The 16,030-nt window shown below is 72.9% G+C and carries 13 protein-coding genes; 6 read left to right on the top strand and 7 right to left on the bottom strand.

Features of this window, described 5'->3' with window-relative positions; translation table 11 throughout:
* The first annotated feature begins 43 nt into the window (after nt 1-43).
* Complete coding sequence (locus AMK33_RS05180; RefSeq protein WP_073931551.1) at nt 44-1,231, top strand: winged helix-turn-helix domain-containing protein; 1,188 nt, start codon at nt 44-46, stop codon at nt 1,229-1,231.
* 12 nt (nt 1,232-1,243) lie between these two features.
* Here the strand turns inward: AMK33_RS05180 and AMK33_RS05175 are convergent, their stop codons facing one another.
* The 7 genes from AMK33_RS05175 to mtnA form a co-directional block, all read right to left on the bottom strand.
* A complete protein-coding gene (locus AMK33_RS05175; RefSeq protein ID WP_073931550.1) occupies nt 1,244-1,990 on the bottom strand; it encodes a response regulator in 747 nt (248 codons plus the stop codon).
* Between the two features lie 202 nt (nt 1,991-2,192).
* On the bottom strand, nt 2,193-2,885 hold the full coding sequence (gene hpf / locus AMK33_RS05170; RefSeq protein WP_073931549.1) for a ribosome hibernation-promoting factor, HPF/YfiA family: 693 nt from the start codon (nt 2,883-2,885) through the stop codon (nt 2,193-2,195).
* Nucleotides 2,886-3,196: 311 nt separating this feature from the next.
* Nucleotides 3,197-4,078 (bottom strand): ComF family protein, encoded by an 882-nt coding sequence (locus tag AMK33_RS05165; RefSeq protein WP_073931548.1) that lies wholly within the window; start codon nt 4,076-4,078, stop codon nt 3,197-3,199.
* 76 nt (nt 4,079-4,154) lie between these two features.
* A complete protein-coding gene (locus AMK33_RS05160; protein WP_073932037.1) occupies nt 4,155-5,993 on the bottom strand; it encodes an LpqB family beta-propeller domain-containing protein in 1,839 nt (612 codons plus the stop codon).
* Complete coding sequence (mtrB, locus tag AMK33_RS05155) at nt 5,953-8,304, bottom strand: MtrAB system histidine kinase MtrB (protein WP_235617985.1); 2,352 nt, start codon at nt 8,302-8,304, stop codon at nt 5,953-5,955. Before mtrB ends, AMK33_RS05160 begins: the two co-directional genes overlap by 41 nt.
* Nucleotide 8,305: 1 nt before the next feature.
* Nucleotides 8,306-8,995 (bottom strand): two-component system response regulator MtrA, encoded by a 690-nt coding sequence (mtrA, locus tag AMK33_RS05150; protein ID WP_004930665.1) that lies wholly within the window; start codon nt 8,993-8,995, stop codon nt 8,306-8,308.
* A gap of 4 nt (nt 8,996-8,999) precedes the next feature.
* Complete coding sequence (gene mtnA, locus AMK33_RS05145) at nt 9,000-10,148, bottom strand: S-methyl-5-thioribose-1-phosphate isomerase (protein WP_073931547.1); 1,149 nt, start codon at nt 10,146-10,148, stop codon at nt 9,000-9,002.
* Between the two features lie 140 nt (nt 10,149-10,288).
* Here mtnA and AMK33_RS05140 point away from each other — a divergent pair, with 140 nt between their 5' ends.
* The 5 genes from AMK33_RS05140 to AMK33_RS05120 are packed head-to-tail and all read left to right on the top strand — an operon-like array spanning nt 10,289 to nt 15,911.
* Nucleotides 10,289-11,650, top strand: a complete 1,362-nt coding sequence (locus AMK33_RS05140; RefSeq protein WP_073931546.1) for a proline-rich domain-containing protein — start codon at nt 10,289-10,291, stop codon at nt 11,648-11,650.
* A gap of 4 nt (nt 11,651-11,654) precedes the next feature.
* On the top strand, nt 11,655-12,413 hold the full coding sequence (locus AMK33_RS05135) for a DUF4129 domain-containing protein (protein WP_073931545.1): 759 nt from the start codon (nt 11,655-11,657) through the stop codon (nt 12,411-12,413).
* A complete protein-coding gene (locus AMK33_RS05130; RefSeq protein ID WP_073931544.1) occupies nt 12,410-13,612 on the top strand; it encodes a DUF4350 domain-containing protein in 1,203 nt (400 codons plus the stop codon). The genes AMK33_RS05135 and AMK33_RS05130 overlap by 4 nt, the downstream gene beginning before the upstream one ends.
* Nucleotides 13,612-14,601: an AAA family ATPase gene (locus AMK33_RS05125; protein ID WP_107425022.1), complete on the top strand. Its 990-nt coding sequence runs from the start codon at nt 13,612-13,614 to the stop codon at nt 14,599-14,601. The genes AMK33_RS05130 and AMK33_RS05125 overlap by 1 nt, the downstream gene beginning before the upstream one ends.
* A complete protein-coding gene (locus tag AMK33_RS05120) occupies nt 14,601-15,911 on the top strand; it encodes a DUF58 domain-containing protein (protein WP_073931542.1) in 1,311 nt (436 codons plus the stop codon). Before AMK33_RS05125 ends, AMK33_RS05120 begins: the two co-directional genes overlap by 1 nt.
* Nucleotides 15,912-16,030: the final 119 nt, after the last annotated feature.

The raw sequence follows: 16,030 nt of genomic DNA, 5'->3' as shown, positions 1-16,030 counted from the left end.
GGCCCGCCGCCGTTGTCAGTGCCGCCCTCTATCGTGCGGACGTATGACGACTCTTCCGCGTCCGACCACGGAACTGACGGCAGACGAGGCCCGCCGCATCGCCCTGCGGGCCCAGGGATTCCTCGGCGCCCCGGACCGCCGCTCGGGTGTCCGGGGCGTCCTCCGCCATCTGGGCGCGGTGCAGCTCGACACCATCTCCGTCCTCGCCCGCTCCCACGAGCTCATCCCGTACGCCCGTCTGGGCTCCGTGGGGCGCCGGACCGTGGAGGAGGCGTACTGGAAGGCGGACTCCCAGCCGCCGCGCGCGTTCGAGTACTGGTCGCACGCCGCGTGCATCCTCCCCGTCGAGGAGTGGCCTCACTTCGCCTTCCGCCGCCGCGCCTACCGCGCCCGCCCGCTCTGGGGCCACGAGCTCCCCGACGGCGTGTACGACCAGGTGATCAAGCAGCTCCGCGCGGAGGGCCCCCTGACGGCCACGGAGCTGGGCGGCGCCAAGCGCACCAGCGAGTGGTGGGACTGGTCCGGCACCAAGGTCGCCGTCGAGCGCGCCCTGATGTACGGCGAGGTGGTGTGCGTCGAGCGCCGCGGCTGGAAGCGGGTCTACGACCTCGCCGAGCGGGCGATCCCCACGGAGCTGCTGCACGACGAGCTGGACGACGCCGAGTGCCTGCGCCGTCTGGTCCGCCTGGCCGGTAGGTCCCTCGGCGTGGGCACGCGCGCGGACATCGCCGACTACCACCGCCTCAGGGGTGACCAGGTCGACGCGGTGATCGACGACTCGGGCCTGGTCCCGGTCACGGTGGCGGGCTGGTCCAAGCCGGCCTGGGCCGATCCGGAGGCCCTGGCGACACCGCCGCGCGGCCGGCACCGTACGACGCTGCTGTCCCCGTTCGACTCCCTGGTCTGGGAACGGGCGCGCACGGAGCGGATCTTCGGCTTCACCCACCGCCTGGAGGCCTACGTGCCCAAGCCCAAGCGGGTGCACGGCTACTTCGCGATGCCCGTCCTCGCGGGCGGCCGGCTCGTCGGCCGGGTCGACCCGGCCCGTGAGGGCCGCACGCTGGTGGCCAAGCAGGTCACCCTGGACGGCCGCAAGGCGGTCCCCGCCGCGGCCCAGGCCCTGGTCGAGGCGGCGGGCTGGGTGGACTGCACGGACGTGCGCGTGGAGCGGGTCGACGCACCGGAGCTGCGCGAGGCCCTCACCCTGGAGCTCGCCCGGTCCCTGGCCTGACGCGGGGCGCCGTCACCGGATCTCGAGGATCTTCTCCCGCATCGCGTAGACCACCGCCTCCATCCTGGAGTGCAGCTGGAGCTTCTCCAGGATGTTGCGCACGTGGTTCTTCACGGTGTTCTCGGAGATGAACAGTTCCTTGGCGATGTCGCGGTTGTTCATTCCCGTGGCCACCAGCTTGAGGACTTCGAGTTCACGGTCCGTCAGCCGGGGCGCGGGCACCAGCCGGCGCTCGTCGGTGCGCTGGATCATCGACTTGAACTCGGTGAGCAGTTTCGACGCCATGGACGGGCTGATCTGCGACTGTCCGTCGGCCACCGCGCGAATGGCGGTGGCCACCTCGTCCGTGGAGATCTCCTTGAGGAGATAACCGGTCGCGCCCGCCTTGATGGCGTCGTAGAGATCGGCTTCCTCGTCGCTGATCGTCAGCATGATGATCTTCGCGCTGGGGGCGACCTCCTTGATGGAGGTGCACGCCTCGATCCCGCCCCGCTTGGGCATCCGCACGTCCATCAGGACGATGTCGGGCAGCAGGTCGGCCGCCTTCTCCACCGCCTCCGCGCCGTCCCCCGCCTCGCCGACGACCTGGATGTCCTCCTCGGCCGCGAGCACGATCTCCAGTCCGCGGCGGAACAGCGCGTGGTCGTCCACCACAAGGACTCTGATCGGCTCCTTGCGTGGTGTGTCCGCGTCCGGGCCCATGCCGACGACGCCGTCGTCGGCGCCCCCGTCACGCATCGGTCCGAAGCTGTCCGCCATCGTTCCTCCCCCTGAAGGCTGTGGCCTGTGGTCCTGACCATCGCCAACCCAAGGCAGCGGCCCACCGGTTGGGCCGTTGCAGCCATGATTCCATGCCCCGCCGCCACCGGGGTGCCGGTGTGCGCGCCGAGTGGTCGCACACCGGTGCCCCTGGGGGCGCACACGCGCACCAGGGGCACCGGCTCGGCCGTCACGCGGCGGGTCAGCCGCCGAGCGTCCCGCCCGCCTCGGGGGACTGCGTCTGGGTGACCATCGTGTCCGTGCTGAGGTGGATCACGCCGTAGTCGTAGGCGTGCCGCCGGTAGACGACACTGGGTTCCTTGGTCTCGGAGTCGATGAACAGATAGAAGTCGTGCCCGACCAGCTCCATCTCGTAGAGAGCCTGGTCGAGCGTCATGGGCGCTGCCACGTGGGTCTTCTCACGGACGATCAGGGGCCCCTCACCCTGGACTTCCAGGGAGCCGATCTTCTTGGTGGGGACGCCTTCCGGCTCCTCCACGACGGAACTCGCGCCGGCCCCGTTGAGTGTCGCCGCGCCCGGGACGTGGTCGGGGACCTCGGCGGCCGAGATCCTGCGCGCACCGCGCCGCGAGAATCGCTTGTCGTGCTGCTTGCGCAGCCGGGCGTCCAGCTTCTCCGCTGCCAGGTCGAGCGCCGCGTACGGATCGCTCGCCGCTGCCTCCGCCCGGATCACCGGACCGCGGGAGCGGAGCGTGATCTCCACCCGGTCGCTGCGGTCGGCCTGTCGGGGGTTGGGCTCCTTGGACACCTCGACGTCGAGGCTGATCACCTTGCCATCGAGCTTCTGGATCTTCTCCAGGTTCAGCTTCTCGGCCACGTGCTTCCGGAACCGCTCGGGCACCTCGGTCTTGCGGCCCTTGACGACGATGTCCACGCAGAACTCCGTTCCCGGATCACTCCGCCTCGGTGCGGAGCGTCTCCCTTTTGCACCAGGTTCCGGTGACGTCCGGAACCTCGGACTCGGTGACGTCCACCTCCTCCCCCATCGGCGAGATCTCCACTCCACCGGCACGGGTGATGACGAAAAACCCGCAGCACGGCAAACGGATTCGAGAGGTGTGGCCTGCGGCTTTCCCTCACAACCGAACATATCTCGCCCGGACGGATGTCGTCACCCTCTACCGCGCCATACCTCCATTCTCGTGAATTAACCCTCTCATTACCTGTAACGACGCACGTTCTCAGTCAGTTCCGGTTTATTTCGAAAGCGTCCGGAGATGCCGCGACGACGGCCGCGCACATCGCGTCGGCGCTGCCCGCGCCCGCCGTGACCGGCGGCCGGCCCTGCCGCCGACCCGCCCGCTGTTGAACTGGTCCGCTCCGCTGTTCCCCTCTCCTTTCCCATGTCTCACCCCAGTACACGAGCGCGGGCCCCGGAATACTCGATTCGGCGCCCCGATCCGGTGACTCGGCCCACGGCCGCGCCCGTACGGCGCGCGCCGCCTCGGCCAGCGACGCCCCGGTCGTCATCAGGTCGTCGACCAGGACGACCCGGCCTGCCGAAAGCAGCCGGCCGCACCCCGGCGCCACCGTCAGCGCGCCCGCGAGATTGGCCAGCCGCTGCCGGGAGCCGAGCCCCGACTGGTCGGCCACGTCCCGCCGTTGCCGCAGTGCGGGAAGCACTCGTGCGGGTACCCCTGCCCGCCGCAGCTCACCCGCCGCCGCGTACGCGATCCGCCGGGCGGGGTCATGCCCGCGCGCCCGCACCGCCCGCCGCGCGGAGGGAACGGGGACGAGCAGCACCGGACCGCCGCCCGCGCACGGCGCACGGACCGCTGCCAGTCCCGCCCGCACCGCTCCCGCCAGCGCCTCGCCGAGCGGCCCGGAGAGGGCCAGGGCGCCCCGCTCCTTGTGGGCCAGCAGAGTGGCGCGCACCTCGTCCGCGTACCGGGCCGCCGCATGCACCGACGGCAGCCCGGCCGGCTCGGGCACCGGCCGCACCCGGCACGGCACGGCCCCGCTCAGCGCCGTACGGCACCGGGCGCAGAGCACCGTACGAGGTCTGCCGCAGCCGCCGCACTCGGCCGGGAGCACCAGGTCGGTGAGGTCCTGCCACCAGTCCCGCATGGGACCACTGTGCCAACGACCGCCGCACCCGGCCACCCCTGTGGATAACCCGGGGGACGGGTCCGGCCGGCCCGGCTCACCCCGGATAGACCGGCGCGGTCCCCTCCGCCACCTTCTGCCACTGCGCCCCCGAGGGCAGCCGTACGATCCCGTCCACCGAGTACGCCATCAGCGGCGCCTGTTCGTCCTCGGAGGCGGTGACGGCCTTGACGCCGGTCAGGGCGGCGGGCGGCGGCACGTCCGGCGTGGAGCCGTCGACCTCGACGTACTTCATCTGCTCCACGCCTCCCTGCTCGCGTCCGACCACCACGAGCCGGCTGTCCCCGGCCCAGGACATGGCCGTGACCTGCTCCAGCACCGGCGTCGCGGAGCGCGGGTCCAGCACGGTGACCACCGGCTGCTCACCCGTTCCGCCGTTCCGGTCGATCCGCCCGATCACCAGGGAACTCCGGCCGTCCTTCTCCACGACGAGCGCGATCCGCACCCCGTCGGCGGCCACCCGGACCGCCCGCACACGGCCGTCCAGCCCCGGCGTCCGCACCTGGACCGGCTCGCCCGCGCCCTCCTCCAGGAGGTACAGCCGAGGGTCCGCGGGGTCGCTGTCGGCCACCCACAGTCCGCCCTGCGCGTCCCAGCTGGGCGTGGTCAGCCTGTCGTCCTCGGTCTTGCCCGTACTGCTCAGCACGGGCTCCCCGAGGGAACTCCCCGACACCAGCGAGGCGACGAACAGCGACCTGCCGTCGAGGGAGACCCCGGCCGCGGTCCGCTCGTCCCGGGCGACCGCCACCGACCGCAGCGCCTTCTCGCCCTCGCCCAGCGCACCGGGCACCGGCGCGGGCTCGGTGTCGCTGCTGCCCGCGGTGATCCGCACGAGCCGGTGCTTGTCGTCGACGAAGTACAGGTGGTCGGGCGAGTCCAGCGCGCCCCGGGTGGCGACGAGCTCGACCCCGTTCCGGGCGAGCGAGCACAACTGCCCGCCGCCGGCCCGCAGCTCGACCTCGTCCACCGCGGGGCTGAGCGTGCGCAGCGTGAACAGCAGCTGGGCCGCCATCTCCTCGCACCGGCCGGTGTCGACCTCGGCCGCCTTGTCGTTGAGCGGCACGGTCAGTCTGCCCCGGTCGTCCGGGGTCAGCGGGCCGGCGCCCTTCCGCAACGCCGTCCCCGCGGGGAAGGCGGTCCTGACGGCGGGGTCCAGCCAGGTCGTGGGCCCCTCGACGAGGGAGCGCACCATCTGGGTCGTGGGGTCCACGTGACTGCGCACGTAGACGGGGTCGGCGACCGTCATCGGCGCCGCCCCCGCGCTGTCCGAGGCGAAGTAGTACTTGTTGACGGACATGTAGTTGCGCTGGAAGTCCGACTTGCCCATGACGACGCCCTGCGGCACCGTGTCGATGCGCCACTGCTCGCTCTTGGCGTCCTTCGTGAGGTGCACCAGTTCGTCGTAGGGCCCTGAGGCGGGCGCGTACGACTGCTGCGCGTCCACCGTGGCGACCTTGGTCCCGGTCAGCGTGTAGGACAGGGAACCGGTGTCCTGCTGGTCCGTGCTGTCGGCCTGGGCGCCCGGCCCGTCCGACAGCACGGTGGTGGACAGCTCCGGCTTCCAGGTCTTCGCCGCCTCACGGGTCAGATACTGGCGCGCGGTCTTGTAGTCGGGGTCGTCGCTGGTCAGCGCCTCCAGGAAGCCCTGCACGATCTGTGTGGGGGTGGCGTCCTCACTGGGCGGCATGGCGAACACCCGCACCTGTGTGTCCTGCCGCGGCGTCGACTCGACGCCCCGCAGATCCCCGCTGTCGGGCATGGAGGCGCACCCGGCCAGCAGAACGGCCCCACTGGCGACGTACGCCGCCGTCCGCACCCGCGCCCTCCGGCCGCGCTCACCGCCGCCCACGCGAAGCCTCCCCGTCCCTGTCCGCATCCCGCGCCACACTCCGACCGTCCTCGTCACCGGCCGCCCCGGCCCCGCGCTCCGACTCCCGGCCGGTCTCCGGGTCCCGGCCACGGCCACCGTCCGCGCCGTCGCCGCTCCCCGCGGCCGACGCCCCCGAACCCCCGCCACGGCCGGCGTCCGGCTCCCGCGCGGAGCCACCGTGCCCGGCCCGCACCCCCTGGCCCGAGCCCTCGCCGCTCGCGGCGGAAGCCTCCGCACCCCTGTCGTGCCCGTCGTCCGGCCGTCCCCCGGAACCGCCGCCGGTCTCCGGGAACCCGTCATCGCCGCCCGCGGTCGTGTTCTGTGCCCCCGGCGTCATCCGCGTGCTGCCCGTCCGTACCGGTGGGGCGGGCCGGGCCACCACGCGTGCGCCGTTGCCGGGCAGTGCGGTGGGGTCGGCCGTCGGGGTGACGGTCGCCGGCCTCAGCGCGAACGGATCCCGCGCCGGCCCGTCGGTGCCCGCCTGCCGCGCCGACACCGTCGCGCGCTTCTCGTCGTCCCCGCCGCCGCGCGGCAGACCGGCGTCGTCCGGCCCGCTGTTGCGCCGCGAGTCCTTGGGCTCCAACGGTATCGGCGACCCCCGCAGCGGCTCGTCCGCGGTCCTGGGCAGCGTCAGCCGGAACTGCGAGCCGCCGCCCGGCTCGCCCCACGCCTGGAGCCAGCCGCCGTGCAACCGCGCGTCCTCCAGGGCGATGGACAGCCCCAGTCCCGTACCGCCGGTGGTACGCGCGCGTGCCGGGTCGGCCCGCCAGAAGCGGCTGAAGACCCGGGTCGCCTCACCGGGCTTGAGCCCGACGCCGTAGTCGCGCACGGCCACCGCCACCGCCCCGCCGGCCGCGGCGAGCTTGACGACGACGTCCCTGCCCTCGCCGTGCTCCACCGCGTTGACGACCAGGTTGCGCAGCACGCGCTCCACGCGCCGCGCGTCGGCCTCGGCGACGACGGGCTGCTGGTCGCCGACGGTCCTGATCCGCGTGCCCTTGCGCTCGGCGAGCGGCTCCGCCCCGCTGACCACCCGCCGTACGACCTCACGCAGGTCTATCGGCTCCGCCTCCAGCGCCGCCGCGCCCGCGTCGAACCGGCTGATCTCCAGCAGGTCCGCGAGCAGCGACTCGAACCGGTCGATCTGGTCGGCGAGCAGCTCCGCCGACCGCGCGGTCACCGGGTCGAAGTCCTCGCGCGCCTCGTGGATGACGTCCGCGGCCATCCGCACCGTCGTCAGCGGCGTCCGCAGCTCGTGCGACACGTCCGACACGAACCGGCGCTGCATCCGCGACAGGTCCTCGAGCTGGTTGATCTTCAGCTGGAGGTTCTGCGCCATCTTGTTGAACGCCTCGCCGAGCCGCGCGATGTCGTCCTCGCCGGTGACCTTCATGCGTTCCTGCAGCCGCCCCGCGGACAGCCGCTCGGCGATCCCGGCCGCCATCCGCACCGGCGTGACGACCTGGCGCACCACGAGCCAGGCGATCGCCCCGAGGAGTACGACGACGAACAGCCCGGCGGTCGCCAGGGTGCCCTTGACCAGGCTCAGCGACTTCTCCTCCTGGGTGAGCGGGAAGAGGTAGTACAGCTGGTACGGGTCGCCGTTGGGGTCGTTGACCTGCTTGCCGATGACCAGGCCGGGCTGGGAGGGCTTGTTGGTGTCGTAGACGATGCGCGTGTAGCTCTGGGCCGCCGACGCGCTGGTGTCGATCCTCTCCCGCAGCGCCGCCGGCACACTCGCCGTCGGGTTGACCTCACCGGAGGCGCGCGGTCCGCGCCCGCTGCCGCTCTCGTCGCCCGCGGGCAGGGTCACCACGTCGAAGGCGCCCTGGCCGCCGCTGGAGAGCGACTCCACGAGGTCGCTCATCCACTGGATGACGCTCTGCGAGGAACGGCCGTCCACCGCCGCGCCGTCGTCGCCCGTGACGCTCACGGCCTCCTCGGCCTGCTGTTTGGCCACCGCGAATCCACCGGTGGCCTGGCTCTGCGACGCCTTCACCTTGGCGTCCAGCAGACCGTTGCGCACCTGGCCGATGACGACGAAGCCCAGCAGCAGGACCACGCCCAGCGACATCAGCAGTGTGGTGGCGACGACCTTGAGCTGGATGTTGCGCCGCCACAGCCGCATGACGGGCAGCAGCGGGCGGCGCACCCAGCGCACGAACAGCCGGATCACCGGGCTGCCCTGGACCCCGCCCTGCAGCAGCCCGCCGTCGAGCAGGCGCCCCCAGCGGGAGCCCGGGGTCTTCCGGCCGACAGGCCGCCCCGGACGGCTCCCGGACCGGCCGGGCGCCGAAGCGGCACTGTCACCGGACATGTCAGCTCGGTCCTGCCTTGTATCCGACACCACGGACGGTCACCACGATCTCCGGCTTCTCCGGGTCCTTCTCGACCTTGGAGCGCAGCCGCTGCACATGCACGTTCACCAGCCGGGTGTCCGCCGCGTGGCGGTAGCCCCAGACCTGCTCCAGCAGGACCTCGCGGGTGAACACCTGCCACGGCTTGCGGGCGAGCGCGACCAGCAGGTCGAACTCCAGCGGCGTCAGCGCGATCGACTGCCCGTCCCGCTTCACGGAGTGCCCGGCCACGTCGATCACCAGGTCGCCGATGGCGAGCTGCTCCGGCGCCGGCTCCTCCGACCTGCGCAGCCGCGCCCGGATACGGGCCACCAGCTCCTTCGGCTTGAACGGCTTCACGATGTAGTCGTCGGCCCCGGACTCCAGGCCCACCACGACATCGACGGTGTCGCTCTTCGCCGTGAGCATCACGATCGGCACCCCGGACTCCGCCCTGATCAGGCGGCACACCTCGATGCCGTCCCGGCCGGGCAGCATCAGGTCCAGGAGGACCAGATCGGGCTTGGCCTCGCGGAAAGCGGCCAGCGCCTTGTCGCCGTCGGCTACGAAAGACGGCTCAAAACCTTCACCGCGCAGCACGATGCCGAGCATCTCGGCCAGTGCGCTGTCGTCGTCGACGACAAGGACTCGTCCCTTCATAAACGACATCATCCCATTAGCTAATCGTGACCTGGCGTGACCTGGCACACAGCGTGGCCAGAGCCTCGGCCGTCACGGGCGAAACGGCACCTTCTTCGGTGACGATCGCCGTCACCAGCTCCGGCGGTGTCACATCGAACGCCGGGTTGTACGCCTGGGTCCCCAGGGGCGCCACCGGAATCCCCCCTCCTGCTTCCGTTCCGGCCACCGGCACCTGCGGTGCCGTGACCTCGGTCACCTCATGACCGGGACGCTGCTCCACCTCGATGGACGCCCCGTCCGGCGTCCGAGGATCCACCGTCGTCACCGGTGCCACCACGACGAACGGCACATGGTGGTACCGCGCGAGCACCGCGAGCGGATAGCTCCCCACCTTGTTCGCCACCGAGCCGTCGGCCGCGATGCGGTCCGCGCCGACGAGCACCGCGTCCACCTCACCCGCCGCGAACAGCGATCCCGCCGCGTTGTCGGTGAGCAGGGTGTACGCCATGCCACTGCGGGCCGCCTCGTACGCCGTCAGGCGAGCACCTTGCAGCAACGGACGCGTTTCGTCCACCCACAGGCGCCGAAGCCGTCCCACCCGGTGCGCCGCCAGCGCCACCGCGAACGCCGTCCCCTCGCCGCCCGACACCAGCGAACCGGTGTTGCAGTGCGTGAGGATCCGGTGCCCGCCGCCGGGCAGCAGCTCGTCGAGGAGCGCCAGCCCGTGCTCGGCCATCCGGGCACTGGCCTCGGCGTCCTCCCGGTGCAGCTGCCGTGCCGCGGCCAGCGCGGCCCCGGCCGCCTGCCGGCCGTCCCCGCCGCGGGCGAGGACGGCCTGGTGGGCGGAGTGCGCCCGGCGTACGCCGACGGCGAGGTTCACCGCGGTGGGCCGGGCGCTCTCCAGCGCCGCCGCCGCGTCGTCCACGTCGTAGCCCCGTACGGCGGCGAGCGCGACGCCGTAGGCTCCCGCGATGCCCAGCAGGGGAGCACCGCGCACGGCGAGCGAGCGGATCGCCTCCACCAGCGCCGGCGCATCCGTACAGACGAGTTCGACCTCCTCGGCAGGCAGCCTCGTCTGGTCGAGCAGGACCAGGACGGGGCCTTCGGGCGGCTCCTCCCAGCGCAGCGCCGGGATCTCGGTCGGCCGTTTGTTGTCGCCGCTGTGTGCGTACTGATCAGCCATGCGGCCAGTCTGCCCCCTGTCGCGCGGACAATTGAAGGTACGCAGCCCTCACCTCGGCAGGTCGGTTGATGACCACCCCATGGCACGATGGCAGCCAAGCTGCCGCCGCGACCGCGGACGGGCACCGTGAAGGAGCGACGATGAACGACACTCCGGGCTGGGCCTCGCCCGGATCCGCCCCGTCCGAAGGGCAGGAACCGGGCGCGTCCGGCCCTGCCGAGCCCGCCGACCGTCCGGACCGGCCCCAGCAGCCGGGCCAGGCCCCGCAGGACCCGGGCGTGAAGTGGTCGAAGGAACAGCCACCGCCCGCCCAGTGGTCCGCCCCCACCGGCCAACCCGGACCCACGGATCCCGGCCAGGCGCCCCCGCCTCCGCCGCCGCCCGGCCAGGGCTGGGGCACCCCGCCCCCCGGCGGACCCGGAGGTCACGGCGGCCACGGCGGCCACGGAGGCCCCGGCGGACCCGGTGGGTACGGCGCCTGGGGAGGCAACTGGGGCGGCGGCTGGGGAGGCCCCCCGCCCGCGGCCAAGCCCGGCGTCATCCCGCTCCGCCCGCTCGGCGTGGGCGAGATCCTCGACGGCGCCGTCTCCACCATGCGCACCTACTGGCGCACGGTCCTCGGCATCTCGCTGACCGTCGCCGTCCTCACCGAGATCGTCGTCGTGCTGCTCCAGGGCCTCGTCCTGGACAACTCCAGCACCGCGGTCCTCGACGACCCCAGCGCCACCCTCGGCGAACTGACCGACGCCATGGGCGACGCCCTGCTCAACTCCGGCGTGGTCTTCCTGGTCACCCTGGTCGGCACCGTCGCCGCCACCGCCCTGCTCACGACCGTCACCAGCCGCGCGGTACTCGGCAGGTCGGTCACCACCGGCGAGGCCTGGCGCGACGCGCGCCCCCAGATCGTCAAGCTGTTCGGCCTGATCTGCCTGCTGCTGCTCATCACCGCCGTCATCATGGCCGTCGGCGCACTGCCCGGCTTCCTCGTCACCCTCGCCGCGGGCGGCGGGGCGGGCGTCCCCCTCACCGTCCTGGGCCTGGTCGGCGCCGTCGTCGTCACCCTGTGGCTCATGATCCGCCTGTCGCTGGCCTCGCCCACGCTGATGCTGGAGAAGCAGGGCATCGTGAAGGCGATGAGCCGCTCCGCCAAACTGGTGCGCGGCTCCTGGTGGCGGATCTTCGGCATCCAACTGCTCGCCACGATCATCGCGAACGTCGTCGCGTCGATCATCGTCATCCCCTTCACCTTCCTCGCCGCGGCCGTCGGCGGCGACGGCGTCTCCGGCTTCCTCAACAGCGCCGGCGGCGACATCGGCTGGACGTTCCTCATCGTCAGCGGCATCGGCTCGGTCATCGGCGCCATGATCACGTTCCCGATCACGGCCGGCGTCACCGTGCTCCTCTACGTCGACCAGCGCATCCGCCGCGAGGCCCTCGACCTCGAACTGGCCCGCGCCGCCGGCGTCCAGGGCCCCGGCCCCGGCACCACCCCGGGGAGCTGATGGCGTGACCGCCACGGGGGGAGTTCTCACATCCGTACAGGCGCTGCCCACGGCTGCCGACACCGCCGTACGCCTGCTGCTGCGCGGCGACGACGAGCCGCCCGTCACCATCCCGCGCGACCCCGCGCGTGAGGCGGCCCGGCGCGAACTGTCCAAGGGCATGTACCACGAGAACGACCCCAGCTGGTTCCAGCAGGCCCTCGACACCTTCTGGGAATGGGTCGGCAAGCTGTTCGGCGCCGCCTCCACCGCGACACCCGGCGGCGCACTCGGCCTGGTCGTCGTCATCGCGGCCGTGATCGCCGTCCTGGGCGCCCTGTGGTGGCGCCTGGGCACCCCGCGCCGCGAACCGACCTCGGCCCCCGCCCTGTTCGACGACCGCCCCCGCAGCGCCGCCGAACACCGCGCGGCAGCCGAGGCGCACGCCGCCCAGGGCCACTGGAACCAGGCCGTCCAGGAACGCATGCGGGCCCTCGTCCGCGCCCTGGAGGAACGCGCCCTGCTCGACCTCCGCCCCGGCCGCACCGCCGACGAGGCCGCCGCGGAGGCCGGCCGCGCCCTGCCCGCCCACACCGACCGGCTGCACACCGCCGCCCGCGCCTTCGACGACGTCACATACGGCGGACGGGCCGCCACGGAACAGTCGTACCGCCGGCTCGCCGAACTCGACCACGACCTGGAACGCACCAAACCACAGCTCACGGCCGACGGCAGCAGCACCCACAGCACGGACACCAACGCCCGCCAGGGAGCCGCCGGATGACGACCGAGGTCACGCTCCCGTCCACCTCGGCCTCGCCCACCGCCCGCCAGGTGTGGACCCGCGCGCGAGGCATCGCCCTGGCGCTGGTGCTGCTGATCGCGGCGGCCGTCGCCATCGCCGTGGTCCGCTCCGACGCCCGGCACGGCGAACTCGACCCGCGCTCCGCCGACCCCTACGGCAGCCGCGCCGTCGCCGAACTCCTCGCCGACCGCGGGGTGGACACGCGCGTGGTCACCACCCTCGACGAGGCCATCGCCGCGGCCGGCCCCGACACGACCCTCCTGGTCGCCGTCCCCGATCTCCTGACCGGACCCCAGCAGTCCCGGCTGCACTCCGCCACCACCGGCTCCGGCGGCCGCACCGTCCTGGTCTCCGCCGGCAGCGCCTCCGTGGAACGACTCGCCCCCGGCGTCACCGCCGACCCGGCCACCAGCTTCGACTCCACCCTCTCCCCCGACTGCGACCTGCCCGCCGCCCGCCGCGCGGGCACCGCCGACCTGGGCGGCATCCGCTACACCACCACCCACCTCACCGCCGACGAGTGCTACCCCAGCGAGCGCCTCGCCACCCTGCTGCGCATTCCGGGCTCCTCCGGCGACAGCGACGGCGACACCGTCCTCCTCGGCGCGCCCGACATCCTCCTCAACGACCGCCTCGACGAGCACGGCAACGCCTCGCTCGCCCTCCAACTCCTCGGCTCCCGCCCCCATCTGGTCTGGTACCTCCCCTCGCTCGCCGACGCCTCCGCCGCCTCCGAAGAGGGCGAGCGAGGCTTCTTCGACCTGCTCCCCTCCGGCTGGCTGTGGGGCACCCTGCAACTCTTCATCGCGGCAGCACTGGCCGCCCTCTGGCGGGCACGCCGGCTCGGCCCCCTGGTGCCCGAGAAACTCCCCGTGGCGATCCGCGCCTCCGAAACCGTCGAAGGCCGCGCCCGCCTCTACCGCAAGGCGAACGCCCGCGACCGCGCGGCCACCGCTCTTCGCTCCACCACCCGCACGCGCCTCGCCCCCCTCGTAGGCATCCCCGTGTCCCAGGCGCACGCGCCCGAGGCCCTGCTCCCCGCGCTGTCCGCCCACCTCCAGGGCGACGGACAGTCCCTGCACACCCTCCTCTTCGGCCCGCCCCCGGGCGACGACGCAGCACTCATCCAGCTCGCCGACCACCTCGACGCCCTCGAAAGAGAGGTACGCCGTCCATGATGGACCCGACCACTGACAACGCCGCGCACACCGGGGACCCGGCCGCCGCCCGGGCCTCCCTGGAGGCCCTGCGTGCCGAGATCGCCAAGGCCGTGGTCGGCCAGGACCCCGCGGTGACCGGCCTCGTCGTCGCCCTGCTCTGCCGCGGCCACGTCCTCCTCGAAGGCGTCCCCGGCGTCGCCAAGACCCTCCTCGTCCGCGCCCTCGCGGCCACCCTGGAACTCGACACCAAGCGCGTCCAGTTCACCCCCGATCTGATGCCGAGCGACGTCACCGGCTCCCTGGTCTACGACGCCCGCACCGCCGAGTTCTCCTTCCAGCCCGGCCCGGTCTTCACCAACCTCCTCCTCGCGGACGAGATCAACCGCACGCCCCCGAAGACCCAGTCCTCCCTCCTGGAGGCCATGGAGGAACGCCAGGTCACGGTCGACGGCACCCCCCGCCCCCTGCCCGATCCCTTCCTGGTCGCCGCGACCCAGAACCCGGTCGAGTACGAGGGCACCTACCCCCTCCCCGAGGCCCAGCTGGACCGTTTCCTCCTCAAGCTGACCATCCCGCTGCCCTCCCGCCAGGACGAGATCGACGTCCTCACCCGCCACGCCGAGGGCTTCGACCCGCGCGACCTGCGCGCCGCCGGCGTACGCCCCGTCGCGAACGCCGCCGACCTGGAAGCCGCCCGCCGCGCGGTCGCCGAAACGACGATCTCCCCCGAGATCACCGCCTACGTCGTGGACATCTGCCGCGCCACCCGCGAGTCGCCGTCCCTCACTCTCGGCGTCTCCCCGCGCGGGGCCACCGCGCTCCTGGCCACCGCCCGCGCGTGGGCCTGGCTGACCGGCCGCGACTACGTCATCCCCGACGACGTGAAGGCCCTCGCCCTGCCCACGCTCCGCCACCGCGTCCAGCTCCGCCCGGAGGCCGAGATGGAAGGCGTCACGACCGACTCGGTCATCAACGCGATCCTCGCTCACGTCCCCGTCCCCCGCTGATGGCACTCACCGGACGCGCCGCCCTGCTCGCGGCCCTCGGCTCCCTACCGGTCGGCATCTGGGAACCCGGCTGGACGGGCATCCTCGCCGTCAACGCCCCGCTGGCGGTGGCCTGCGCCTGCGACTTCGCCCTGGCCGCCCCCGTACGCCGCCTCGGCCTGACCCGTTCCGGCGACACCTCGGTACGCCTGGGCGACACCGCCGACGTCACCCTGACGATCACCAACTCGTCCAACCGCCCGTTGCGCGCCCGCATCCGCGACGCCTGGCCGCCCAGCAGCTGGCAGCCCGGTACGGAGATGACGGCCTCCCGCCACCGCCTGACGATCCCCCCGGGTGAACGCCGACGCGTCACGACCCGCCTGCGCCCCACCCGCCGCGGCGACCGCCGGGCCGACCGCGTCACCATCCGCTCCTACGGCCCCCTCGGCCTCTTCGCCCGCCAGGGCGCCCACAAGGTCCCGTGGACGGTACGCGTCCTCCCGCCCTTCACCAGCCGCAAGCACCTGCCGTCCAAACTGGCCCGGCTGCGCGAACTGGACGGCCGCACCAGCGTGCTGACCCGAGGCGAGGGAACGGAGTTCGACAGCCTGCGCGAGTACGTTCCCGGCGACGACACCCGCTCCATCGACTGGCGTGCCACCGCCCGCCAGTCCGCGGTCGCGGTACGCACCTGGCGTCCCGAACGCGACCGTCACATCCTGCTGGTCCTCGACACCGGCCGCACCTCCGCGGGCCGTGTCGGCGACGCTCCCCGCCTGGACGCCTCCATGGACGCGGCCCTGCTCCTCGGGGCCCTCGCCTCCCGTGCCGGCGACCGCGTCGACCTCCTGGCCTACGACCGTCGCCTGCGCGCCCTCGTGCAGGGCCGCACAGCGGGCGACGTCCTTCCGTCCCTCGTCAACGCCATGGCCACCCTCGAACCCGAGCTCGTCGAAACCGACGCCCGGGGGCTGACGGCGACGGCGCTCCGTACGGCTCCCCGCCGGTCGCTGATCGTGCTGCTCACCACTCTCGACGCCGCGCCCATCGAGGAGGGCCTGCTGCCCGTCCTGGCCCGACTGACCCAGCGCCACACGGTTCTCCTTGCCTCAGTGGCGGACCCGCACATCGCCAAGATGGCCAAGGCGCGCGGAAACACCGACGCGGTGTACGAGGCAGCGGCGGCAGCCCAGGCCCACACGGAACGCGTCCGCACCGCGGAGCAACTCCGCCGCCATGGCGTCACGGTCGTGGACGCGACTCCGGAGGAACTGGCGCCGGCACTGGCGGACGCGTATCTGGCTTTGAAGGCGGCTGGGCGTCTGTGATTCACGAGGGCGGCGGGCTGGGGTTTCGAAGGCCCCGTCGGCTCCGTAGGCCCTGAAACGCAGAAAGCCCCCGTGCCGAATGGCACGGGGGCTTTCTCAATATTTGTTCGGCGGCGTCC

Origin of the sequence: Streptomyces sp. CB02400, assembly GCF_001905725.1 — a bacterium.
Lineage (GTDB): Bacteria > Actinomycetota > Actinomycetes > Streptomycetales > Streptomycetaceae > Streptomyces > Streptomyces atrovirens.
The sequence above is the reverse complement of the archived record's forward strand: the minus strand, read 5'-3'. Positions and strand labels throughout refer to the sequence as shown.